Consider the following 25,020-nt stretch of genomic DNA (forward strand, 5'->3'; position numbering starts at 1 on the left):
TGATGTTCAAAAATGGATTATTGAGACGAGTAAAGGATGTGTTCTGCTCTAAATGGGCGGTTTCCTTATTGGGATTATTAGCCCTCTCTTTATTAATTTGGTTTGGTGGCCCCCTGATTGCCATTGCAGGTGCTGAACCTCTATCAGGCCCAGTTTCAAGATTGGTTGTATTGTTGGTGCTTGCCTTGTTGTGGGGCGCTATAAACATCCGCTCTCAGAAAAAGAGTCAAAAGAACAATGAGCATGCCGTGAAAACCTTGCTAGACGGCGAAGAGGAGAGCAACACTGATCTTGCATCGAAGAAGGAGATAGACACTCTACGCTCTCGTATTGTTCAGGCGCTTGAAGTGCTAAATAGTTCGTCACTTGTTCGAGGTAAAAGTGTCTATCAGCTGCCCTGGTATATCCTTATTGGCCCTCCGGGAACGGGTAAAACGACAGCACTAAATAACTCTGGTCTGGAGTTTCCTCTAAAGGATCAACTAGGCAACGATCCGCTGGCCGGTATTGGCGGAACACGACATTGTGATTGGTGGTTTACCAATAAAGCCGTATTGATAGATACAGCCGGTCGCTATACAACTCAGGATAGTAACAGCGAACAGGATTCAAAAGCTTGGCTTGGTTTTCTTGGCCTTCTCAAAAAATACAGGACCCGTCGCCCAATAAACGGAGCGATAGTAACAGTCAGCCTAGCGAGCTTGCTGATGCAAACCAAAACAGAGCGAAATCTTCATGCTCGTGCCATAAAACACAGAATTCAGGAGTTACAAAACCAGCTTGGTATGCACTTTCCGGTCTACGTCATTTTAACTAAGGCTGATTTAGTCGCCGGTTTTAGTGAATACTTTGCGGATTTAAACCAGGAGCAACGAGAACAAGTATGGGGGATGACATTTCCGGTTAAGGCTGAGGATCCTGATCGCGGTGTCGTCGCACTGTTCAACCGTGAGTTTCACCATATGCTCCGGTGCCTGGTAGTACGGATGAACAACCGAATGCAAAATGTGCGTGGGATTGAACAACGTACGTTGGTGTATGAATTTCCCAAACAGCTTCGTTCTCTACAGGCAGCGGCTGATGACTTCCTCAAAGAGGTATTCACCCCCAATAGTTTTGAAGAAGCGCCAATGCTACGTGGGGTCTTTATTGCCAGTGCAACCCAGGAAGGTCTCCCGATTGATCGGGTTATGGCAGAAAACTCCGGTGGAATGGGGTTAAGCCAGGTACCGTTGAAGCAGCCTGGCTCAGACACAAAGGGCTACTTTATTAAACGGCTGTTTGAGGAAGTGATCTTTCCGGAGCAGTATCTGGGTACCAATAACCGAAGCCATCAAAAGCAGAATCGGTGGTTAAGGCGCAGTGTGTTGGCGTGTTGTTTAATCATGATGTCGGCAGCCAGTGCAGTTTGGTTTAACAGTTACCGATGGAATCAATTTTTGATCACTCAAGCTACAGCTGCCGTTGATGAATATCAGCAGTTCGTTTCTCCTGGGTTGAGTGAAGAGACTGATGTGGTAACGCTGACACATGCTTTGGATAAGCTTAAAGATATTCCTGCCGGTTATAGTGAAATAATGCTTGGCACTGAAGAAGTTCACCGTAGTGGACTGTATCAGGGTGAGAAGATTGGACAGCCGGCAAAAGCTGCCTATGAGCGTGCATTGCAAGGGTACTTTGCACCCTATCTGGCTGAGTCTCTAATAATAGAGATGGCAGAAAATGTTAGCTATTTAGATTACCTCTACGAAACACTGAAAACATATTTGATGTTGTTTGACGCAGAACATTACGAAGAAACACAAGTTACCAGTTGGTTCTCTGTATATTTTGACCGAAGCTTTCCTGGAGAGGTCAATATTTCGCTTCGTCAATCGTTAATGGAGCATACCCGAAACCTGTTTAAAATGGGTATTACCCGTCTCGGTACCGATGCTAGTGCAATACAGACGGCAAGAAGTGTCTTAACTCAGATGCCGTTGTCAGAAAGAGCCTATCAGCGGCTGAAGATTGAGTATCTTGATAGTCACATACCTGAGTTTAGATTAACCGATGTACTGGGGGCCGATAGTCACAGTATTTTTGAACGACAAAGCGGTAAGGCATTGTCTGAAGGTATTCCTGGTTTATATACGTACAGTGGCTTCCATCGTATTTTTCAACTGGAGAATAAAAGAATAGTCAATAACCTTATGGAGGACAGCTGGGTATATGGCGATGAGCTATTACTCGGCGAATCGGCACAGAAACAGGTGACCCAGTCTGTTAACGATAAATATTATCGGGACTATGTCTACCATTGGACCCAGTTACTTGGTGATTTGAAGCTCAAACCTTACCGCAATGCCAGAGACGGCCTTGCTCAGGCGGCAATTTTAGCGGGTTCGGAGCAGCCGTTAGAAAGCCTGATCATTGGTGTGCAGAAGCAACTGCGTTTAACGGCAATACCTGTTAGCGACAATGCCAAAGCTGTCGGTGAAGTTACCGCTAATGCAGCCAGCGTGGCACTTGAACATAAGAAATCAAGAATTTCTCGTTACTTACCCAACGAAATGCCGGAGGTTAACATTGACTTGCCGGGCAAGGTAATTGAGGACAAGTTCACATCATTGTTGGCTATCAGTGAAAGTGAACTCAGCGCTTTAAATGACTCCTTGGTGATGCTGCATAATGTTTTGGCCGAGTTAAAAGCAACAGGAAATAGAGGCGGTGCGGTCTATAAAAGCGTGTTGAGTGGCAATGCACAGGGTGGGTTGAATAGTGCGCTAAACCAAATTCAAGATTTTCTGCCACAACCATTCGAACAATGGGTTAATCAGCTCGAGATCCAAACCATGAAGCTGGCAAAGCAGGGTTCGAGAACTCACCTGAATACCATTTGGAAAGATACTGTTTTACGCGAATACACTGCGGCGATTGAGGGCAAATATCCGTTTAGCAGCCGGGCGCGAAAAGACGTTAGACTGAAAGATTTTGGCCAATTTTTTGGGTACGGCGGTACGATGGACCGTTTCTTTACCGCTCATCTTGAGCCTTATGTTGATACGTCAAAACACAGTTGGCGGTTTACTAAAAATATTGGTGTCAGCAAAGCGTCATTGAATGCCTTTGAGCGAGCAAGGCGGATTAGGAATGTCTTTTTTGAGCCTGGAAGTCAGGTGCCTAAGGTCGAGTTCGGTATTAAATCAGTTTATTTAGACCAGCATATCAGCAACTTTAAATTTGAGCTTGGTGGACAGTCGATGATGTATCGTCACGGGCCAACGCGAGTGGTGCCGTTTACTTGGCCCTGGAGAGGGGAATCATCAAAGGTACGATTGGTATTTACACCACCCCAGTCTGGCTACTCGATTACCAAGAGCTATGCGGGAAGTTGGGGGCTCTTCAGGATGCTGGATGAGGCTGCAAGACACAGAAGCAAAACGCGAAAAGATCATCTTGTGAAAATTGAAGTCAAAGGAAGCCGAGCGGAGCTTCAATTATTACCCAATAGTGTGGCGCATCCATTTTGGTCTAAAGATATAGAGAGGTTCTCTTGTCCGACAACATTATAGAGCCGGCTTTTGGATATTTTGGAAAGATCCCTGACCGGGGGGACTTTATCCAGGCTCACCTCTCTCCTGAATTTGTAAAACCGTGGAATGACTGGCTTCAGGCAACACTGGCTGTCAGTCGCGAGCAATTGGGAGAGCAATGGCTTGATTACTATTTAACGAGCCCTATATGGCACTTCGTATTATCGCCAGGGGTTTGTGGAGATAGTTGTGTGGCTGGAACGCTAATGCCAAGTATTGATCAGGTGGGACGCCACTTTTATTTTACTTTGGCATCGGCGGTTGATTGCCCAGCAGTACGTTGCTGGCTTGGTAAAGAGTGGAGCCTGATGACTGAAGAGCACGTATTGAAGTTATTGGACGAGCCTACTGAACTTGATGTGTGGATTTCAGAATTAGATTCAGCCGCGATGTTTCAGCAAGCAAGTCTATATCAGCAAATTACTCAGATTGAGACAGATAACAGTGACTATATGGTGTTACAGGATGGCTTGGAATACCACTCGGAATTTGTGCTGCACCGGGAGTTAAGGCAAAGGTTTGAGCGATATTGCATATGGTGGACGTCGGGCTCAGAGCAAATAGCAGAATGCACGCTGGTGACAAAGGGAATGCCGTTAGTCAGCCAGTTTTCAGCCATGTTAGATGGTAACTGGGAGAAATGGGGATGGTAATGAAATCCAAAGATACTCACTGGCGCTTCGTCTCGTTTGCACAGACTCATGCAGGCAAGGTACGGCCGTATAACGAAGATGCATATCTGGACTGTACTCTGGAAGGTGTATGGCTTGTCGCTGATGGCATGGGAGGTCATAAGGCCGGTGATGTTGCCAGCAAGATGTTGGTTGATACAGTTCAGCAGCATGTCAAAGCACTGCCTCAGGCATCTCTTGGAATTGATAACCTGAGAAAAGCGCTGGAAGAGGCAAACAGTCGAATCTTTGAGTATTCGCAACGCTACCTCGAAGGGGAGACAATAGGGTCCACGGTTGTTTTACTGTTTGTCAGAGACGGGCTATACCACTGCTTATGGGTAGGTGATAGCCGAATGTACTTGCTACGTCAGCAGCAACTGGTGCAAAAAACACGAGATCATAGCCAGGTTATGGATATGGTTGAGCAAGGATTGATTTGTGCTGAAGAAGCAGAAAACCATCCGATGGCAAATGTGATAACTCGGGCAGTTGGTGTTGACGCTAATGTTGTCATTGATCAGATATCCGGGGAACTGGCATGGGGTGATCGATTTTTGCTGTGTACTGATGGCCTGACAAAAGAATTGCCGGATACGCATATGTTGCATTGCATGCAATCCAGTGTGGTAACAGATTCGGGCTTGGCCTTGATGCATTCGGCGTTAGTGAAGGGCGCATCAGATAATGTGACCTGTATATTGATTCGAGCGACAAGCAGTGGTCTGGATAATCATGACGGAATAGGAAGTGATGATACTGTCCCCTTATTTAACTATTCCAGACAGTAAATATTTATAGTGACGTGCTTAAATAAATAACCGTAGGTTAATCATGGAAGATGCCCTTATTGATTTTGAGGCGTTGAAAACGCCGATATCAGATGAAATGCCCGCCGGAAAAGATCCTCGTGATGATACTTCTCCTTATTCTGCATATTATTCATTGAAAGATGTTCGAAATAATGCTCGTTCATCAGAAAGAAATGCATTGGTTGATAATGAACCTTTATTAAACTTCTCTCATCTTTGGAAAGATATTTTAGAGCAAGTTCCAAGTTTATTGGTATCAGAATGTAAGGATCTGGAATTTACAGCTTGGTATATTGAAGCTTTGGCAAGAAATTATGGCTTTCGTGGTTTATCCACTGGATTTAGAGCTGCAACAGTATTAATTGAAGCGTTTTGGCAAGAGCTGTATCCGCTACCCGATGAAGATGGTGATGAAACGAAGATAGCTCCCTTGATGGGGCTTAATGGCATCGATGGTGAAGGAACGTTATTGATGCCGATATCGTGTATTCCCATAACAGAGTGTTACGGTGAACAGGCATATTCGCTCTGGGAATATGAACAGGCACTTGAAATAGAACGCCTCGATGAGGACAAGAAGAATCAGCGTCTTAACGCTGGCGGCGTTGTGCTTAAAGACGTTCAGGATGCGGTTAATGCATCTGAAACCTCTTTTTATCATCAGCTATATACAGATATCCAGGTGTCGCTTGATAGCTATCACGCACTAGTCGATACGATGGATCGAGCATGCGGTTTTCCAATACCTACGTCCCATATATCCAAGCGTTTACAGGCTTGTCTTGATGCTGTGAGCTATCTGGCTGAAGACAAGTTGAATGAGCAGCAGGATGAAGAGGTTGAGTTGTCAGTTGTTGATACCGGTGAGCAAGAAAAACAATCAGCGCCTGCTCTTCATTGTCAATTGAAATCTCGTCACGAGGCAATAAGTAACCTAAAGCAAATTGCCGATTTTTTTAAGAAAACAGAACCTCATTCCCCAATGGCTTATGCCATTGAACAAGTAGTACGTTGGAGTGATATGGCGCTGCCAGACTTATTGGAAGAACTGATCACCGATGGCGAGGCAAGAAAAGGATATTTCCGGCTGGCAGGAATAGCAGAAAAAAAGAGTGAGGCTTCATACGGCTAATTATGAAGTGTAAAGAATGAAAAATTAATAGGGAGTCAAGAATGGAAAGTATCCACGGGAAATTATCACGGGTACGTAAACCTAGGGTACATATTACTTATGATGTCGAAACTGAAGGTACGAGTGTAAAAAAAGAGCTCGCTTTCGTTGTCGGTGTAATGGGTGATTTTGCCGGGCAAAATATTGATGCACTAAAGCCAATAAAAGAGCGTCGGTTTATTCAGATTGATAGGGAAAACTTTGATGATGTATTAAACCGGATGAACCCTAAGCTTAAATTTAAAGTCGATAATAAGCTGACTGACGATAACACTGAAATGAGTGTTTCGCTGGCTTTTTCATCAATGGCTGATTTCGAACCCGCTGCCGTGGTTAATCAGGTAGAGCCATTGCGCAAATTGATGGAAACACGTAATAAACTTCGAGACCTCATGACTAAAGTCGATCGTTCTGAAGATCTTGAAAACATCCTGGAGAAGGTACTGAACAATACCGGTGACTTGCAGACATTGTCTGATGAATTAAACCAAGGAACAAAGGAGCCTGCAGAATGAATACTCAAACCTCTAACGTTCTTGATGCCGCCGTTGAGGAAAAAACGACGTCCTTGTTGGAGCAGGCTATATCGGCAACGAAGCAAACTGAAAGTAGTCGCGCAGAAGAGTTGCTGCGCACATTAACCGAAGAAGCGCTAAAGGGAACGGTTACCTGGAACAAAAACCTGACAGTTACCTTCAGAGAGGCAATTGCCGCCCTAGATGATGCTATTTCCATTCAGCTTGCTGAAATTATGCACCACGAGCAATTCCAGAAGCTTGAGGGTAGCTGGCGCGGAATGAATCACTTGGTGATGAGCTCGGAAACGAGTCAGACTCTGAAAATCCGTATGTTGAACATGAGTAAAAAAGAGCTGCATAAGGATCTTAGTAAAGCGGTCGAGTTCGATCAGAGCCAAGTCTTTAAGAAAGTGTATGAAGCCGAGTTTGGTACTCCTGGCGGAGAGCCGTATGGAGCGTTGATTGGCGATTATGAGTTTACCAATCACCCGGAAGATATTGAAACCCTTAGCCTGATGTCGAATGTGGCTGCTGCTGGCTTCTCGCCGTTTTTATCAGCTGCTTCACCGGCTTTGTTTGGTTTTGACGAGTGGACTGAGCTAACGAAGCCGCGTGATTTAGCGAAAGTATTTGAGTCGTTGGAATACACTAAATGGCGTTCATTCAGAGAAAGTGCCGATTCTCGTTTCGTAACACTAACAATGCCAAGGGTGCTGGCTCGCCTGCCATATGGTGAAGCGACAACACCGACAGAAGCATTCCGTTATGAAGAATTCGCCATTGATCCTGATTCCGGACTGGCAACTAATGCAAGGCATGATGATTACTGTTGGATGAATTCGTCATATGTACTTGGTTCAAAGCTGACAGATGCATTTTCAAAGTACGGTTTCTGTACAGCCATTCGCGGTGCTGAAGGCGGTGGACGGGTAGATAATCTTGCTTCTCATACTTTTATCAGTGACGACGGCGATCCTGATCTGAAATGCCCGACAGAAGTGGGAATAACAGATCGTCGTGAAGCAGAACTCGGTAAGTTGGGTTTTCTGCCTATCTGTCATTATAAAAATACTGATTATGCTGTGTTCTTTGGAGCACAAACATGCCAAAAGCCGGAAGTATTTAACAACCCTGATGCAACGGCCAATGCTGCTATTTCTTCACGATTGCCCTATATGATGGCGACCTCGCGTTTTGCTCATTACCTCAAGGTGATGGCTAGGGACAAGATTGGCAGCTATATGGAAGCTGATGATGTTGAAGCTTGGTTAAATCGCTGGATCCTGTCTTATGTCAATGCCTCTGAAGGAGGCGGCCAGGAAATCAGAGCCAAGTATCCGCTGGCTGATGCCAAGGTTCAGGTGAAAGAAATTCCAGGCCAGCCTGGAGCATATAATGCGATTGCCTGGTTACGGCCTTGGCTACAAATGGAAGAGCTAACAACCTCGCTAAGGTTGGTGGCGAAAATTCCGGAGATTGGGTGATAGCTGGATTGTGCAAGTCGATAATCAAGTCGACTTGCCATCATCAAGGGTAAGGAGTTGAACATGAATTCAGCACTTCGCTTTATCGAGTCGAAGCAATTAACAGCTACCGCTGATAGCAAAGGGCGGCAAGATTCTGTTTGGTATGCAGAAAGCGATGTTATTGATCAGTTCCTGGAAAACTCTGATGACTATTGGTCTTTACGAATTTGGCTTGAAAAAGACAGTGGCTATTGGCCGTATACTGACCGGGACAGTATGCGCCTGGTGTTACTTCGTTCGATTGAAGCGATTGATAGACGGATAAATGAACAACTGAATGCTATTTTGCATCACGATGCTTTCCAAAAATTGGAAGCCAGCTGGCGTGGGTTAGCGTATCTAACTGATCAGCAGTCTGAATTTGATAGAGACTTAACATGCAAAGTTAAAGTTATTAATCTTAGTTGGAAAGAGCTGAGCAGAGATATCAACCGAGCGATAGAGTTTGATCAAAGCGAGCTGTTTCGTCTGGTTTATAGCAACGAGTTCAACATGCCAGGTGGAGAACCTTTTGGTCTATTGGTTGGCGATTATCAGGTATCACATAAACCTAGGCCTGGAGTGCCGACTAATGATATCGATACATTAAAAGGTATTATCCAAACAGCTGCAGCCGCCTTTGCTCCTTTTATTGCCTCCACAGATCCTTCATTAATAGGGGTCGATCATTTTGCCGAACTGGCGTCTGTCAGCAACATACAGTCTCAGTTTACTCAGAGAGAGTACCAAAGCTGGCGTAGTTTAAGAGACTCTGAGGATGCGCGGTTCTTGGGACTGACTATTCCCCATATCTTAATGCGGGAGCCCTATCAGCAAGATGGTTCGCGGAAAGAAGAGTTTTACTTCAAAGAGACTATTCGGAATGCCCATGCGGATCACTTGTGGGGAAACGCGTCTTTCGCTTTTGCAGCCGTGACGTTAAAAGCGTTTACAGAATCAGGCTGGTTTAGTCAAATTCGTGGATTGCAGCCTGGAATGTATAACCGAGGGCTTGTATTTAACTTACCCGCCAGTGATTTTCAGGCAACACGTCGGGTCAAACGTAATAAGCCATCGGTAGACTTACAAGTCGGAGACAGGATGGAAAAACAGCTTTCAGATAGTGGCTTTATGCCTGTTTCTCCGGTTCCTCATACCGCTCATTTGGTTTTTTTCAGTAATGCGTCGGTTAATTTACCCCAACACTATGACTCGCCGGGTGTGCAGGTCAACGCCCGATTGTCATCAATGTTGCAATACACCCTCTGTGCGTCACGTTTTGCCCATTACATAAAGGTAATGGCACGTGACAAGCTTGGCTCGTACGAGACGGCACCAAGTATTGAACACGAATTTCAGCACTGGTTATTTAACTATACGACAGCATCAGATGAGGCATCAGATGAAGTGCGTTCACGTTTCCCATTAAATGAAGCCCGTATACAAGTTAAAGAGAAATCAGGTCAGCCCGGTCATTACTACTCGATTATTCACCTCCGGCCGCATTTTCAGCTCGATCAGATGGTTTCGAGCATCCGTTTGATAACCGAATTATCACCAAGGCAGAATCAGTTATGAATCAGTTAAATGAATTAATCCAGCAAGCAAAGTTATCCAAAGCTATTGACTTCCTGGCTGGTGAACTACAGCAAAAGCCACAGGATTTGGATCTGCGAAGCAGCTTTATTGAACTGCTATGTATAGATGGCCAATTGGAAAGGGCAGACAAACAACTGAATGTAATTATCAAACAGCATCCTCAGTGTCTCGCTGGTGCTACAAACATCAGGCAATTGGTTAGGGCGGCACAGTCTCGAATTGACTTTTCCCAAGGCGCTGCCACAGCTTCGTTGGTGAAAGAGGCCGACGAAGCTTTTGCTTCCTTGTTAAAAATGCGATTGGCAAGAAAAGAAAATGATATGTCTTTACTTGTTGAATGTGCCGAGAAGTTAGAGGAAGCACGTAAAGATATCGTCGTTATTGTTGGTGGGCAGCAACGGGAGAGGTTGCGTGATCTGGATGATAGTTTAGCTGGATTCCTTGAGCTGTTTGGGACCAATGGTGAATATTACTTGGTCCCCGTCGATGCTGTTATCCGGATGGAAATGCAGCCTGTTTCTTCACTTATTGAGCTGGTTTGGCGAAGAGTGAATATTGAGATAGAAGGTGGTCTGGCAGGAGAAGCCTTTGTTCCTATGACTTATCTCGACAGTGTAAACGAGGCCCAGAAGCTTGGAAGGGAAACAGATTGGGTAGCTGTTGGCGAGACTGAGCTATGTGTTGGCTTGGGTCTGAAAATGTTTTTGTTTGGAGAGGAAGCTTTGGCAATGTCCCAAATGACTTCACTTGAAAAACATGCAACGGCAATGGTGTAAGTGTTCTTTCGTAATGAAACTGAATCAACAGGTATTGCCGTCATTATTGGACCGTTTATTAGACGACGCACCAGAGCAACAAGAAGAGCGTGCTCGCCAGTTTACGTTGCGGGACTTGCGACAAAGCGTTCGTCATGATCTGGAAAACCTTCTAAATGCCAAGGTGCATTGGCACGTATGGCCCAAATGGTATAGCGAGTTGGATCGCTCCTTATTCGCTTACGGCTTACCTGATTTCTCGGCGATGCCATTAAGTAGTTTGGATGGAAGGCAGAAACTATGCCGCATTATAGAAGAAACAATCAGGAACTTTGAGCCTAGATTTGCCGATGTAACAGTGACTGTTGTTGGAGATGAGCAACCGGTAGATCGAATATTAAGGTTACGAATTCATGCTTTTTTCCACGCAAGTCCCGAACCCGAAGAGGTGACATTTGACTCAGAGGTTGAACCGGTTTGCCTGGGTATTCGAATAAATGAGTCTTAACGATGAGTGATGAGATTTTAAAGTACTACAATAGAGAGCTCGCATATATTCGTCACATGGGAGCTGAGTTTGCGAAACGTTATCCCAAGGTGGCTGGTCGAATAAAGCTGAGTGACGAACATGTAGAAGATCCGCATGTCTCTAGGTTAATCGAAAGTTTTGCTCTGCTTACGGCTCAGATTCGACAAAACCTGGATGATAGTTTTCCCCAGTTGACTGAGGCTCTGATTGGGCAGTTGTTTCCTGATTATCACGCGACGATTCCGTCGATGGCGATCATTAAGATGACTACGCAGAACATCACCGATAACGGTTTTCTTCTTGCCAAGGGAAGTGCTGTTGAAAGCCGGGTAAGCGGTTATAAAACATGTCATTTTTCGACATGTTACGATACTCAGCTATGGCCTGTGGAGGTGAGTTTTGCCAGTTTTGAAAATGCACCTTTTAAAGCGCCCAACCCCAACTTTACGAAACAAGCGAAATCGGTACTGAAGCTAACCCTGAGTGGTGAGTTCGATAATATCGAACTCAAAGTTCTGGGCATTGAAAAGTTACGTTTCTACCTAAATGGGCAAGCTCAGCTGAGCTATTTACTGTATCAACTGATTTTTAAATCTGCCGTTGGTATCTCGATTACTCCCAGAGGACAGCAGATAGCGACACAATATCTTCAGCCGCGGCATATTGCGCAAGTAGGTTTTGATGATAATCATGAAGTCGTGCCTTATCAGAAACATAGCTTTAGTGGCTATCGGTTGTTGGTTGAACATTTTTTGTTTCCGGAAAAGTTTGCTTTTTTTGAACTGGTTGATCTAGACCCTGATTGGTTCGGTGACAGTCACGAAATTGATTTGTACATCTATTTTGACGAGACAGCGGATGTACTTCCCAAGCAGTTAACGGCAGATAACGTACTGCTAGGGTGTACACCAATTATTAATCTATTCGAGCAGGAACTGGAACCGGTTGCTTTAAAACCTGGCTATGAAGAATATCCCTTAATACCTCGTTATGATGATGCTGATATATGCGAGGTCATTCAGTTAATGAAGGTTGAGGCGTTTGATCAGCATAATAACAGTGTGCCCGTTTCGTCTTTTTATGGTGGCGGAAATAACAACTATCTGGCTGAAAATGAATTATTTTGGACGATTCGGCGAGAGCAATCCGATTGGGCTGGTGGGCATGCTGAGCCGGGGTGCGATACTTATTTGGCTGTTGTTGAACCTAACGCAGCTCATTTTAACGTCGATGAATATGAGCATTGGCTGGTTACTGTGAAAGCGTTGTGCAGTAACAGGAACCTTCCCGTACGATTGCCCTATGGTGGCGGGCAGCCTGCAATGAGTGTGGTTCAACGAACAGATTCGTTGAAGGAGGTTCGCTGCTTGATAGCACCGACGTCGCCGGTACGCCCGAAGCTTCATGAAAGTACTTGTTGGCAGTTGGCTAAGCACCTGACGCTTAATCAGTTTTCGGGAGAGGCTGGTTTGGTAACGCTGAAAGAAACCTTGAAACTGTATGACTTTGAACAATCACCGCAGAGCAAGGCGCTTGTCGAGGCGATCACCGCAATGGAAGTATCGTCAGCCAATGCAAGAGTCGTTCAGAATGGCCGGGTTGGGTTCTGTCATGGTTCAGATATTGAAATTGAATTTGAAAGTAGTGATTTGTCGGGCATGAACTTGTTTTTCTTCGGCTGTGTTCTGAGTCAATTTTTCTCACAGTTTACCGCCATAAATAGTTTTACACGTTTGGCAATTCGCATTCGCGGACAATCACGAATTCTTCATTGCTGGCCAGCAAGAGCTGGGGGCAAAGAGTTGCTATGAAGCTAAAGAGGATAATTAACCAGTTAGATAAAGATGATTTTTACCAGTCTGTTTATACCTTGCAACGAGTTATGCAAGGGGGATCTTTTCGTGATGAATTGGGAACAGATACCTTGCCCAGAAATGAGCAGATACGGTTTTCTGTTTCACAACAGCTGGGTTTTCCTGGTTCAGCTATAGAGCAAATTAAGGAGAACATATCTGACGATGGTCGACTGCGACTTGACGTCAGTGTCAATAGTATGGGGCTTACGGGGCCAAGTGGCGTTCTTCCGCGCCATTATACCGAGTTGCTCATCCAGCGATCGCGCCTCAAAGATGTCGCTATCCGTGACTTTTTTGATTTGTTCAATCATCGTCTCATAGCATTGAACTATCGCGCCTGGGAAAAATATCAGTTTCCGGCTCAGTATGAGCGTTCATTGTCAGGTAACTCGACACCTTCAGATGATGTGCTTCGAGCATTATCAGGCGCTACGCAGGATGCAGAAGTATCACTCGGTGGATTGTTTGCACAGCCGATCAGAAAAACCAAGAGCCTTCAGCAAATTTTGATGTTCCTAAGTGGGTGTAAGGTCATGGTTCATGAATTTGTTGGGCGATGGCTCTTTCTGGAGCATACAGAGCAAACTCGCCTTGCTTCACGTATCGAGCCGGAGGGGCAGCATGCGCAGCTGGGAGTGAGTTCGATCGTGGGTAAGCGGGTGTGGGATCTTTGTTCAGCCATAGAAATTGAGATTCAACCGAGTGAGCAGGCGAAAGCGATGGAATTGATGACCGAAGGCAGTTTGTTGTCGGTGTTAAAAAATGTCACTCGTCAGTACGTCCCCGCATCTATTCACGTCAGATGGAAGATTACGACAACGTATCGCAACTTGCCGGTGGCCTGCCTGGGGAGTCATGGTCCAGGGCTAGGGCTCGGTGGGGCGCTGATGGTAAGAATTGATTCAATGGACAAAGCATTAACCATTCCTGTTGGTTAGGTAGATATTTTATATAAAAGGAAAGGGATCCTTGTATGTCGACAATGACGTTGAAGTCTCTCGTAGACAAACTGGCACCAAATTGCAAATCCTTGCTCGAGTCGAGTGCCGCTCTGTGTAATAGCCGTAGTCATTTTAGTGTTGAGATCCAACACTGGTTAGCCGTAATGGTTGATGAGCCCAATGGTGATTTATCTCTAATTGCGGATCAGTTTGGTATTGAAATGGCTGAACTAAAAAATGAGTTACACCAGGCATTGGAGCAATTTAAAACTGGCAATAGCAATACGCCGGGTCTATCTCCTCATCTCGTTGCGCTATTACGTTCAGCCTGGTTGGCTGCGACTATTGAGTTCGACGACCATCAAATTCAGTCCGTCCATCTGGTTTATGCACTACTAAAAGATGAAACCATGGGCACCCTGGTGGTAAGAGGTGCCGGTCAGTTGGAAAGAATCGATCCTTCTGAGTTGCTGTTTGCATGGCCGACTATTTCCGAACAAGGATCACCGGAACAAACTGCGACTCCTGGCACCGTAAATTCAACACAGGGAAATGGGACTGTAAATCATCAGACACTGGCACAATACACGATTGATCTGACGGAGCAGGCAAAAGCAGGAGGTATTGACCCAATATTAGGCCGTGATAGTGAAATCCGGCAGATGATTGATATTTTGACCCGGCGGAGGCAGAACAACCCCATCCTGACCGGAGAAGCCGGAGTGGGTAAAACGGCAGTTGTAGAAGGACTGGCCCAGCGTATTGTATTGGGTGATGTGCCGGAATCATTAATAAATGTCTCGATTCGAGTTCTGGACTTGGCCTTGCTTCAAGCGGGTGCCGGAGTCAAGGGAGAGTTTGAAAATCGCTTGAAGAGTATTATTAAAGAAGTAAAGCAATCGCCTACTCCTATTATTTTATTCATTGATGAAGCACATACGTTAATTGGTAGCGGAGGCCAGGCGGGACAAAATGATGCAGCGAATTTAATCAAGCCAGCTCTGGCCCGAGGGGAGTTGCGCACTATCGCGGCGACAACCTGGGCTGAGTACAAGAAGTATTTTGAAAAAGATGCTGCTCTTACAAGGCGCTTTCAGGTGGTTAAAGTAGAGGAGCCAGATGAAGCAACAGCCGTTGTTATGTTACGTGGCTTGTTACCCGTTATGGAAGCCCATCATAATGTGACCATTACCGATAAGGCTCTTCATGCGGCGGTAACATTGTCTAACCGTTACATTAATGGACGTCAGCTTCCGGACAAGGCGGTCGCATTACTTGATACAGCTTGTGCCCGGGTTGCAATGAGTCAGGTGGGTACGCCGGGTAAGGTTGAAGATTTAGATCGCCAGCGTCAGCAGCTTAGTGACGAAATGGCGGTATTGGCCAAGGAAGAAATAACAGGAGACGATCACTCGGCGAGATTAGAGAGTTTAAGAAATAGGCTTGTCCAAGTAGAAAGCCAGTATAACGAAATGGAAAATCAGTGGCGTGACGAGAGTAACCTGGTCCAGCAGGCAAAAGCAATGTCGACCAAGCTGGTGTCCGCTTCCGAGGCGGAATCGCTGGATTTGGAAAAGGCGCGGTTGAAGGAGATTAAGTCAGTACTTGGTGAAAACTCTGAGCCTATGGTTTTTCTTCAAGTTGATGAAGTACTGGTTGCCGAAGTGATATCGGATTGGACCGGCATTCCTTTGGGGCGGATGCAGAGTGATGAAATTAAAACCATTTTGTCGTTGAATGACAGGATGAAAGAGCGGGTTATTGGCCAAGATCATGCGTTGGATCTGATGGGAAAAGTCGTTCAAACAGCAAGAGCACAACTGAGCGATGAGCGAAAACCCGATGGCGTATTTTTATTAACCGGCCCGAGTGGTGTAGGGAAGACAGAGTCAGCACTTGCGTTGGCAGAACAGGTATACGGTAGTGAAGATAACGTGACCATTATCAATATGTCTGAATTTAAAGAGGAGCATAAAGTTTCTTTGCTGGTGGGTTCACCTCCTGGCTATGTCGGGTTTGGTGAGGGAGGGATCCTTACCGAGGCAGTAAGACGTAAACCATACAGTGTGGTATTGCTCGATGAGATGGAAAAAGCGCACCCTGGTGTTCAGGACATTTTTTACCAGGTCTTCGACAAGGGTACGCTGAAAGATGGAGAAGGCCGCGATATCGACTTCAAGAATACAATCATTATTATGACCTCGAATATCGGCACAGAAACGACGATGGCACTCTATGAAGATGAAGGAACCGCACCGGGCCCTGAAGGATTAAAGACGGCGATATATGATGAAATGATGGAGACATTCAAGCCTGCATTTTTGGGGCGTGTAAATATTGTCCCTTATGTACCCCTCAGCACCGAGGTGCTCGAAAAAATAGTGCACCTACAGTTAGAGCGAATTGGCAAGAGGCTGAACAATAACTATAGCGCATCATTTAAGTATACTGTTGATGTTGTTAATTATTTAATTAATCGTTGTTATGATCCCGGATTTGGTGCAAGAGCGATCCTAAACAACCTTCAGAATATATTGCTACCATTAATATCAAAGATTACTTTAGAAAGGTTATCAATAAAAGAAAGTATCAATAACATAATTGTTGATATTCGCGATGATACATATGACGTAAAAATTGATTAGATTTATGAGTGCCACAGGTTTAATTGCGACGTAAATCAAAGTCCAAATCATTACTTCTTAAGTCTTATTGTTTTGGGTGTGATAATTATATTTGTTCGTCATTATATTGTTTTCCAAAGAGTGTGTGTTTTAATTGTTATATTTGCAATTAAAAGTAATCTCTTTGGTTTTTAATTAAACTCATCATTATAAATTCTGATAGAGTTGAAAATAGAACCCGTTACAGGGATAAACCAGTAATGCTATAGGAGATTAGCATGCAAGCGAATACCTACCTTAAATATGCTGATATTAAGGGCGAAGCTACTGCAGAGCAGTATAAAGACTTAATTACTTTATTGTCTGTTGACTGGAGTGTTGGTCGGGAAATTACCTCATACACAGGTACAGCGCAGGATCGTGAAGCGAGTTCAACACGTCTTTATGATATGACTATTACCAAACTTCAGGATAAAGCCTCGCCAGACTTATTTAAAGAAGCGACCATTGGTAAAGGTAAACCTGCTGTTTTCCACATCACCAAGCAAGGTGAAAAAGTGGAAGAAATCATGAAAATTGAACTTACTGATGCAATGATTTCTAACTACAGTGTATCGATTCAGGATGATCGACCTGTTGAAACCATCACTATTTCTTATACTGAAATGATGATGACAGTAACGCCGACGGATGACCAAAACAATGTCCAAGCGCCGCTTGTATATGGCTATAGTGGTGTTAAAGGTCAACAGATGTAATTTAGTGAGCGTACGGGGTAGCGAAGCTATCCCGTAGCATTACAATACAGCTCCGTTTGGATTAGCAATAATGAAAAAAGCAACTCAAGATAATAATATTATCAGAATAGATACGCCTTTGGGAAAAGATGTATTACATCTTACTCAAATAGAAATACAAGAGGGAATATCTTCGCTTTTTTCTATACAAGCCCATGCTTTTACAAATGGGCAATTGATAAGTTCAAAAGAACTGATTGGTAAGCCTGCTACTATTACCTTGCTTTATAACAATGACGTAGTTGTTTCCAAGCGTTTCTTTAATGGGGTTGTGACATCAGTACGTTCGGTTGGAAGCCGAATGTCTGCAATTGCTGATGGAGATAAATACCAAGACTATATACTATCGATTAGTCCGTCACTCTCATTTTTATCACAGCGAACAAACTGTCGTATTTATCAAAAACTCAATGTTGAAGATATCATTAAGCAAGTATTATCGGAGCATGAGGTAAAAATACAAAGTGAACTAAAAAAATCATACCCAATCTATGATTATAAAGTTCAATATCATGAAACTGATCTGCAATTTGTAAATCGCTTGGTTGAGCAAGAAGGTATATTTTATTTCTTTAGGCATGATGAAAGTAACCATTATGTTGTATTGGCAGATGATGTAACAGCGTACCAAGAATGCACGGAATCATTGGTTGCATTTACAACAGGAAGTCTGTCTGAGGCACATGTTCATTCATGGTCAGGTGCATTGGAAGTTGCGCCGGGTAGCAGTGTTAAGAAAGGGTATGATTTTATAACGCCCGCATCAAAGCCTTCGGGAGAGCATGTTAATTCAAGTTTAGTTGTACAACAGTCTGCTTTAGAGGTGTTTGAATATCAGGCTGGCTCTGAGTTTAATAGTCGAGCTCAAGATGTTGCCAATGTTTCTCTGGAATCCTTTCAGCGCGATACCGAGCAGTGCTCGGCAGCAAGCAACTGTCGCAGTTTCAGTGCAGGTCAGTACTTTACCTTTAAATCTCATGAAGATAAGCGATTTGAAGGCAAGGGCTTTCTGATCACCCAACTAAATATGGAAGTCGCGATCACAAGCCAAACAGGTGCAAGCAAAAGTGCCTATCAAACCATTCGAAACCAGTTTTCATGTGTACCGAAAGAAACACTCTACAGGCCACAGCAGCTCACGCCGAAACCTCGAATATATGGTGCCCAGACGGCCTGTGTGACAGGGGATGAAGGTGATGAAATACACATCGACAAGTACGGCCGGGTAAAAGTGCTGTTTCATTGGGATCGAGAGGGTGTTGCTGATAGCACGAGTTCTTGCTGGATCCGTGTTGCTCAAAACTGGGCTGGCAATCGATGGGGCGCATTCTTCTTTCCTCGGGTTGGCCAGGAAGTGCTGGTCGAATTTCTGGATGGTGATCCTGATCAGCCTATTATTAGCGGCGCCGTGTATAACGGCGATCAAATGCCGCCGTATGAGTTGCCGGGAAAGAAAACACAAAGTGGCGTAAAAACACGTTCGACAAAGGAAGCCGCAGAGGACAATTTCAACGAGATTCGTTTTGATGACGATAAAGGCAATGAACTGCTCGCTATCCATGCAGAGAAAGATCACCATTTAATGGTTGAAAACGACTATCAGTTGCTGATTGAAAATGATTGCCGGCACACGGTGAATAACGACCATCAATTTGTAGTCGAAAATAATAGCCAGCAAACCATTAAAAATGATTACCAGCTTCTTGTCGAAAATAACTGCAATCAAACCATAACGAATGACTACACACTGAAAGTCGATAATTATCTTAATGCTGATATAGCTAAAGAATTGGTTATAAATGCAGGAAAGAAAATAGTACTTAAAGCAGGTGGTGCTTCACTGACACTGTCCAGTAGTGGTGCGATTGATATAAAGGGATCCAGCATAAAGGTCAATGGAAGCACTATTGCGCTAAAAGCGGGCTCTATCGCATTAAATTAGAGACTTGAACAGAAAATTGGTTATCCGGTAATGGGTTAAGAACTTAATAGGGAGTCAGCAAGGTGATATTAACCTTGTTGTAAATAGAAGATGGGAAAACCAGCCGCCACAGTGAGTTGTTTTCATATGTGTCCTAAGACAACAGGAAAAGTCCCGCATGTTGGCGGTCCGGTCGCAGCAGGTTCGGGGAATGTGTTTATTGGCGGTCTTCCAGCGGCTAGAAAGGGAGATATGTTAGTGTGCATCGGTCCGCCAGACAGTATCAAAGTGGGATCATCGTCAGTATCAATCAATGGTAAACCTGCGGCTAGAATGGGGGATCCAACTGATCATGGTGGAAAAATAGTTGTTGGTAATCCTACGGTTACGATTGGGTGAACAATGCCAATTGAGATCGAGCCGCAGTGTCTCCGGATAGGAAAATATACCGACCATCAACGGGTGTTAGCCATGGATCCGTCGTTGCGTCTTCAACCGCAGCTTGAGGTGATAGATAAATATAACAGTATATTGTCATTACCGATTTTGCCTTTATCTGAAGATGATCATTTCAAACGTCAGGCGGCAGTATTACAAGCAAGCTTATTGGATCGTGAATTTGATTGGTGCGCTGCGCCAGTGTTTTTGCTTTTATCCGATCACAAAGGCAATGACGAAGAGTGGTACTACCAATTATTCTCAACGCTTTGTAAAGTCATACCGGCCTTAACGACTCACACCGAATGTTATTTATTTCCATATGGTTGCTCTGCGATGTTATTAGCCTGGCGTCATCTTGAATATTTATTATGTGAGAAGCGACACCCTTATATTTGGGTCTTAGCTGTAGATAGCGATCCGCGCCTTAGTTCTGGTGTTGTTGGTCAGCCGCAACAGCATCATATTCAGCTAAATAGTGGTATTGCTGCTGAAAGTGTTCTTTTGGTCAAGATTCGTTTATCAGAAATTGGACTCACACGAAATTGGTTTGCAAGTGAAACACGAGATAGAGAAATAACCGAGGCCAACATTGAGTCCTTATTTAGATGTTACAGCACTGAGCACAGTAAGGGTATTCAGCAATTTTATGCCCCAAATACTGGAAGCGCTGAATTAGTTGAGAAGTGGACAACCGCTTATTACCTGCTTCACCCATTCGTGGGATCCCGAACTCAGATTGTAATGACTGGAGTCACAACGGGCGAATTAGGTGCATGTAGCGGCCTTTATAACCTATTGCATCTATACCGACGTTATGAGTGCGGTGAGTATTTGCACAGTACTTTGCAGCTAGAAATATCAGAAAGTCAGTATTTAGGGGCTGCATCGTATACCTGGCATCAATAGTAAATCATTGTAGGATGACATGGACGAAATTAAGCAGTTACAGCTTAAAGCCAATGATGGCAAAGCATATATATTTACTGTTGCAACTAATAATTCTAGTCAAATATCGTCTCAATTCGAAACGCTTCAGTTAGCCCGGCTACATGTTGATAAATTTGCTCGCCTAAGGCCAAGGCAGGGCGGCGATTTATTGGCTGTACTGGGGATGCTTGATTTTCAGGCTGAAGTCCAAGCTAGATCCGGTAACCATAATGCATTCGTTAAAGCGCAGGAAAGAGTCGCGAAGGCTTTATTTGAAGGGGAGCTAACAGTATTTGAAATTCCGGCTATTGACCCCGTTGTTATGCATCAACCGTCGTTGCTTGAAATTGCGGCTAAGACAACAAAGCAGGTAGGGACACAAGGGGGTAAAAAGGATAATTCCTCTGCGGGGAAAGACACTGTTCGAGATAGCAAAGTGCCGGTCACACCTGATGAGATGGAGTATTGTGGCGATCCCGTATCGATGGCCACCGGTGAAGAAATTCTGCATTTAACGGACATTTCTCTGTCAGGAAGTTCGCCTATTCAATGGCAACGGTTATATCGTTCCAGTCTTTGTTCGGACAATGTCGGATTAGGTTATGGATGGCGAAGCAACTTCCATTACGAGTTAACCAAGTATCAGTCGGCGGAAGGAGATAGTGAGCAGTGGCGCTTTATCGATAGCCAGGGCTCGGTATTGGTGTTCGATGATGTAGATAAAGGAGCTGTGAGTTATCAATTAACCGCAGGGGCTACGCTGTATCATGATCCTCATGGTTATTATCAGCTCGTGCTAAATGATGGCCGACAGTTGCGTTTTGTCTATCAGCATCGGCGTTGGTTGCTTGAAAGGTTGCGAGAAAATGAAACCCTTCAATATCGTTTTAGCTACTCCAGCGCAGGGCGATTAATACGAATAGTTGCTAATAACTGTCAGGCACTTGAATTACGATATGATGCCGGGGGAAATCTGATTGAGGTTCAGGCTAATGCCGGGGGGACGCCTTATGTCCTGGCACATTATCACTATAGTGCTGAAGGGGATTTATGCGAAGCAAGTAACCGTCAACAGCAGGTTGAGAACTATCAGTATTCAGGCCACTTACTGACCCGTAGAATTCGTCCATCAGGCTTTAGTCATTACTTTAAATGGCAGGGAGCAGGCTCATTAGCCAGATGCATTGCTCAGTGGGGTGACGAAGATAATTATCGGTATAGTTTTGAGTATGATCTTGATAAGCATACGGCAGTGAGCACCGATAGCCAGGGCAATCAATGGCGATACGAGCATAACACTCAGGGAAAGTTGATTCGGAAGGTGTCTCCGAAAGGGCATGTTTGGCGATATTGTTATGACTCCCGCTCAAGAAAAATTGCGGAAATTGCACCTGGCGGTGAAGCAACGCGATTTTTTTATAATCATTATGGCCAGCTACGTGAGAGACAATCTCCAGACGGTAGCATAACACGTTATGACTACAATCGAATGGGGTTAGTTAGCCGTATAGTCGATGCAGAAGGTCGTGAATGGCGCAATGATTTCAACAGCTTTGGTCGATTGTTAAGCCAATATGATCCTGCAAGTGGCACCAAGCAATTTCATTATGATCGTTACGGAAGAGTGATTTGCATTGAGCACTCGAACGGACATAGCCAACGGTATTGGTGGGATGAACATGGGCTGTTGGCTGCATATCAAGACGGTGAGGCAATAACCCGTTACAGCTATGATGAACTAGGCGAAATTAACGGTATTATCAATACCGATGGTTGGGTGACACAGTTCAAGCGGGATCGTTCGGGAAATATAATCGAAGTTGCTGAATACCCGCAAACGAACCCAGAGCAACATCGCTGCCTCTCAATTGATTACGACTGGGCCGGTCGTCCTACATCATTCACTGCCGCATTAGACAGAACATATACCCTTGTTTATCAAGGCCTTGCTCAACCTGTTCAGTATATTCGTCCTGATGGCAGTTGGCTTAAGTTTCAATATGATAAAGAACGTAATCTGACAGCCATAGAGCGTAGTGATGGTGTTTCTTACTGTCTTGAGTACGACAGTGAAGAGCAGATACAGAAGACAATTGGTTTTGATGGCCGTACTCAGGAATATCAGTATGACGGGCAGGGGCGATTAATTAGCCTAGCAGAACAAGGCGAGCGATTAGTACAGCTCAAGCGCGATAAATGCGGCCGAGTGGTTGATCAACGTTTTACTGCTTTGGGGGTATCCGAGTCTAACCATTTCCAATATGACAATATCGGGCGTTTAAATTATGCAAATAATGCCCAGCGTAGACTGAGTATCCATTATCATCTTAGTGGCCAGCCAGCAAAGATATGCCAGGATAACTGGATTATCTTGCATGAATACGATGCTAACGGAAATCGTATTACTACCCGGTTACCAGATAATCATCGAATACATTATCGTTATAACGAAAAAGGCCTCCTTACAGGTATAGACTGGGATCAACAACAATTGTTCCAGTGTAAATTCGATAGCAGTGCAAGAGAAGTTTACCGTGAGCAAAGTAACGGCGTAACGCTTTCGCAGTCCTTTGATGTGCTAGGGCGTTTGAACCAGCAGTGTTGGAAATATGCTAGTGACGAGCACCGTCGGCAATATCAATTCAATCAGGTGGATCAGCTTGTTGGCATACAAGATAGCGAGCAGGGTGATAGCCATTATCAGTTTGATCAACTCGATCAACTTAGCGGCAGTCAATTATCTCATCAACCAGAAAAGCTATTCACCTTCGATAGCTTTGGTAACCCACAGACTCATCAAAATGACACCAGTAGCCAACAGGGCAACAAAGAGAGCCACGTCAGCCGTGACAAGCTATTGCAATGGCAAGACACCCACTATAGTTATGACCGCTTTGGCAACCAAATAAAACGCCATGCCACGCAAGGAAATGAACAGCGCCGCTTCAATGGCTTAAACCAGTTAACGAGTCTGAAAAAAGGCGGTAAATATACTCAGTATCATTACGACGCCTTAGGTCGTCGAAGTGCAAAAATCACCGAAAGCCAGCGTGTTGATTTTTTATGGGATGGCGACCAGATCATCGGCGAGCACTGTAACGGGCAATATACCTGGTACGTGTATGAGCCAAACAGTTTCAGGCCTGTTGCCCTTATTAAGCAAGGGGAAGTCTATTATTACCATCTTGATCACCTTGGCACCCCGCTCAAACTGACCGACAGCAGCGGTGAAACCGCTTGGCAGGCGGAATACAGTATTGACGGTTTGGCCTCTCCAGTGATTGAAACTATCAGTAACCCGCTGCGATTCCAGGGTCAATACTTCGACGAAGAGAGTGGCCTTCACTACAATCGCTTCCGTTACTACGACCCTGAAATAGGGCGGTTTATCCATCAAGACCCAATAGGGCTACTCGGCGGCATTAACCCGTATCAATACGCCCCCAACCCTGTGCTGTGGACAGATCCACTGGGGTTGAGTTGTAAGGAGGGGGCAGCAGTAGTCGCTGTAGCAAGAGCAGTACCTTACAAGCCTACATTAAATGTACTAAGTAATAATGTTGTAAAACTGACTACACAAGCAGCAGCCAATGATGCGTTATACACTGTTGAGAGATCATTACTTGCTGAACTAGTTCCGGCATTGAGTCGAATTGCAGCTGCAATACCTGCTTTGTTGTATAGCCCTTCAGCAGGCGGAGTGTTTGAGCAATATCAGGCTTCTGATGGAACGACTTACAGTAAATACAGCAGCGAATTGCTGTTCAAGGCTGTAGCACCTAGCGGTGAAACGTGGTTTGCAGAGAATATTCAAGACGATATTAATTACCGCACCTGGCTCGCAAATGGAGGTGATGGCACATTTGAAGATTGGCTCAGTCAAGGAAAACCTGATAGCCTAGAAGTTGCAGATGTTCCAAACAAGATCTCATTGGACGATGCGATTAGTGGATTACGAAATACTACAGGTACTGAAGCTAATCAGTTTGCTCGACAAATAGCCGAAATGTCAACCCACGTTAATCAGAATTTGAACCGCTTGGTTCTAGGAAGATGGGCTGAAAATGGAGGTTATATTGGAGAGGCAAAAACCAATGGTGGTGTATGGTATGAGACTGACTCTAGCTTCTTTTCCAAACTTACTGATGGGTTGAGTGAGGCCGAAGGACGTGCAAAAGCTTGGTCTGTCAATGAGCAATTTCTTCAAGGACAACTAGAGCGCGGTGTTGGTCGAATTGACCTTTATGGTGAAACTATCAGAGAAGTGTTGATTAATAGACCCAATAGCTTCACGGCAATGGAAATTAAGTTTCTCGAAACAAATGCTAAGGATTTTGGTTATGTTAGAGATGGTAATTCTTGGATTAAGGTTGACTAA

General features: G+C 44.6%; 17 protein-coding genes. All 17 read left to right on the forward strand.

Going from position 1 to position 25,020, the window contains the following annotated elements:
• Nucleotides 1-2 precede the first annotated feature (2 nt).
• Nucleotides 3-3,554: a type VI secretion system membrane subunit TssM gene (gene tssM, locus BIT28_RS26435; RefSeq protein WP_075767952.1), complete on the forward strand. Its 3,552-nt coding sequence runs from the start codon at nt 3-5 to the stop codon at nt 3,552-3,554.
• Nucleotides 3,536-4,228 (forward strand): type VI secretion system-associated protein TagF, encoded by a 693-nt coding sequence (gene tagF / locus BIT28_RS26440; RefSeq protein WP_075768155.1) that lies wholly within the window; start codon nt 3,536-3,538, stop codon nt 4,226-4,228. Before tssM ends, tagF begins: the two co-directional genes overlap by 19 nt.
• Nucleotides 4,228-5,037, forward strand: a complete 810-nt coding sequence (locus tag BIT28_RS26445) for a PP2C family protein-serine/threonine phosphatase (RefSeq protein WP_089153729.1) — start codon at nt 4,228-4,230, stop codon at nt 5,035-5,037. Before tagF ends, BIT28_RS26445 begins: the two co-directional genes overlap by 1 nt.
• Before the next feature lie 43 nt (nt 5,038-5,080).
• Nucleotides 5,081-6,190 (forward strand): type VI secretion system protein TssA, encoded by a 1,110-nt coding sequence (gene tssA / locus BIT28_RS26450; protein ID WP_075767953.1) that lies wholly within the window; start codon nt 5,081-5,083, stop codon nt 6,188-6,190.
• A 41-nt stretch (nt 6,191-6,231) separates the two neighbouring features.
• Nucleotides 6,232-6,744, forward strand: coding sequence for a type VI secretion system contractile sheath small subunit (gene tssB, locus BIT28_RS26455; RefSeq protein WP_075767954.1), 513 nt, complete (start codon nt 6,232-6,234; stop codon nt 6,742-6,744).
• Nucleotides 6,741-8,231: a type VI secretion system contractile sheath large subunit gene (gene tssC, locus BIT28_RS26460; RefSeq protein ID WP_075767955.1), complete on the forward strand. Its 1,491-nt coding sequence runs from the start codon at nt 6,741-6,743 to the stop codon at nt 8,229-8,231. The genes tssB and tssC (BIT28_RS26460) overlap by 4 nt, the downstream gene beginning before the upstream one ends.
• Nucleotides 8,232-8,294: 63 nt before the next feature.
• Nucleotides 8,295-9,830: a type VI secretion system contractile sheath large subunit gene (gene tssC / locus BIT28_RS26465; protein ID WP_075767956.1), complete on the forward strand. Its 1,536-nt coding sequence runs from the start codon at nt 8,295-8,297 to the stop codon at nt 9,828-9,830.
• Complete coding sequence (locus BIT28_RS26470; protein ID WP_075767957.1) at nt 9,827-10,627, forward strand: type VI secretion system accessory protein TagJ; 801 nt, start codon at nt 9,827-9,829, stop codon at nt 10,625-10,627. The genes tssC (BIT28_RS26465) and BIT28_RS26470 overlap by 4 nt, the downstream gene beginning before the upstream one ends.
• A 13-nt stretch (nt 10,628-10,640) precedes the next feature.
• Nucleotides 10,641-11,114, forward strand: coding sequence for a type VI secretion system baseplate subunit TssE (gene tssE / locus BIT28_RS26475; RefSeq protein WP_075767958.1), 474 nt, complete (start codon nt 10,641-10,643; stop codon nt 11,112-11,114).
• Between the two features lie 2 nt (nt 11,115-11,116).
• Nucleotides 11,117-12,946: a type VI secretion system baseplate subunit TssF gene (gene tssF, locus BIT28_RS26480; RefSeq protein ID WP_075767959.1), complete on the forward strand. Its 1,830-nt coding sequence runs from the start codon at nt 11,117-11,119 to the stop codon at nt 12,944-12,946.
• The gene (gene tssG, locus BIT28_RS26485) at nt 12,943-13,929 is read left to right on the forward strand and encodes a type VI secretion system baseplate subunit TssG (RefSeq protein WP_075767960.1); all 987 of its coding nucleotides are present in this window, start codon (nt 12,943-12,945) and stop codon (nt 13,927-13,929) included. Before tssF ends, tssG begins: the two co-directional genes overlap by 4 nt.
• Nucleotides 13,930-13,964: 35 nt before the next feature.
• Nucleotides 13,965-16,577: a type VI secretion system ATPase TssH gene (gene tssH, locus BIT28_RS26490; RefSeq protein WP_075767961.1), complete on the forward strand. Its 2,613-nt coding sequence runs from the start codon at nt 13,965-13,967 to the stop codon at nt 16,575-16,577.
• A gap of 257 nt (nt 16,578-16,834) precedes the next feature.
• A complete protein-coding gene (locus tag BIT28_RS26495) occupies nt 16,835-17,314 on the forward strand; it encodes an Hcp family type VI secretion system effector (protein WP_075767962.1) in 480 nt (159 codons plus the stop codon).
• 70 nt (nt 17,315-17,384) lie between these two features.
• A complete protein-coding gene (tssI, locus tag BIT28_RS26500) occupies nt 17,385-19,295 on the forward strand; it encodes a type VI secretion system tip protein TssI/VgrG (protein WP_075767963.1) in 1,911 nt (636 codons plus the stop codon).
• A 90-nt stretch (nt 19,296-19,385) separates the two neighbouring features.
• Nucleotides 19,386-19,673 carry a PAAR domain-containing protein gene (locus BIT28_RS26505; RefSeq protein WP_075767964.1) on the forward strand — a complete coding sequence of 96 codons (288 nt, stop codon included), beginning with the start codon at nt 19,386-19,388 and terminating at the stop codon, nt 19,671-19,673.
• Nucleotides 19,674-19,745: 72 nt separating this feature from the next.
• A complete protein-coding gene (locus BIT28_RS26510) occupies nt 19,746-20,621 on the forward strand; it encodes a hypothetical protein (RefSeq protein WP_075767965.1) in 876 nt (291 codons plus the stop codon).
• A 19-nt stretch (nt 20,622-20,640) separates the two neighbouring features.
• A complete protein-coding gene (locus BIT28_RS26515; RefSeq protein WP_075767966.1) occupies nt 20,641-25,020 on the forward strand; it encodes an RHS repeat-associated core domain-containing protein in 4,380 nt (1,459 codons plus the stop codon).

Origin of the sequence: Photobacterium proteolyticum (genome assembly GCF_001939735.1) — a bacterium.
Lineage (GTDB): Bacteria > Pseudomonadota > Gammaproteobacteria > Enterobacterales > Vibrionaceae > Photobacterium > Photobacterium proteolyticum.

Coding starts and splice junctions, on each gene's coding strand:
- tssM (WP_075767952.1), top strand. CDS start 3: ATGTTCAAAAATGGATTATTGAGACGAGTAAAGGATGTGTTCTGCTCT.
- BIT28_RS26445 (WP_089153729.1), top strand. CDS start 4,228: ATGAAATCCAAAGATACTCACTGGCGCTTCGTCTCGTTTGCACAGACT.
- tssA (WP_075767953.1), top strand. CDS start 5,081: ATGGAAGATGCCCTTATTGATTTTGAGGCGTTGAAAACGCCGATATCA.
- tssB (WP_075767954.1), top strand. CDS start 6,232: ATGGAAAGTATCCACGGGAAATTATCACGGGTACGTAAACCTAGGGTA.
- tssC (WP_075767955.1), top strand. CDS start 6,741: ATGAATACTCAAACCTCTAACGTTCTTGATGCCGCCGTTGAGGAAAAA.
- tssC (WP_075767956.1), top strand. CDS start 8,295: ATGAATTCAGCACTTCGCTTTATCGAGTCGAAGCAATTAACAGCTACC.
- BIT28_RS26470 (WP_075767957.1), top strand. CDS start 9,827: ATGAATCAGTTAAATGAATTAATCCAGCAAGCAAAGTTATCCAAAGCT.
- tssE (WP_075767958.1), top strand. CDS start 10,641: ATGAAACTGAATCAACAGGTATTGCCGTCATTATTGGACCGTTTATTA.
- tssF (WP_075767959.1), top strand. CDS start 11,117: ATGAGTGATGAGATTTTAAAGTACTACAATAGAGAGCTCGCATATATT.
- tssG (WP_075767960.1), top strand. CDS start 12,943: ATGAAGCTAAAGAGGATAATTAACCAGTTAGATAAAGATGATTTTTAC.
- tssH (WP_075767961.1), top strand. CDS start 13,965: ATGTCGACAATGACGTTGAAGTCTCTCGTAGACAAACTGGCACCAAAT.
- BIT28_RS26495 (WP_075767962.1), top strand. CDS start 16,835: ATGCAAGCGAATACCTACCTTAAATATGCTGATATTAAGGGCGAAGCT.
- tssI (WP_075767963.1), top strand. CDS start 17,385: ATGAAAAAAGCAACTCAAGATAATAATATTATCAGAATAGATACGCCT.
- BIT28_RS26505 (WP_075767964.1), top strand. CDS start 19,386: ATGGGAAAACCAGCCGCCACAGTGAGTTGTTTTCATATGTGTCCTAAG.
- BIT28_RS26510 (WP_075767965.1), top strand. CDS start 19,746: ATGGATCCGTCGTTGCGTCTTCAACCGCAGCTTGAGGTGATAGATAAA.
- BIT28_RS26515 (WP_075767966.1), top strand. CDS start 20,641: ATGGACGAAATTAAGCAGTTACAGCTTAAAGCCAATGATGGCAAAGCA.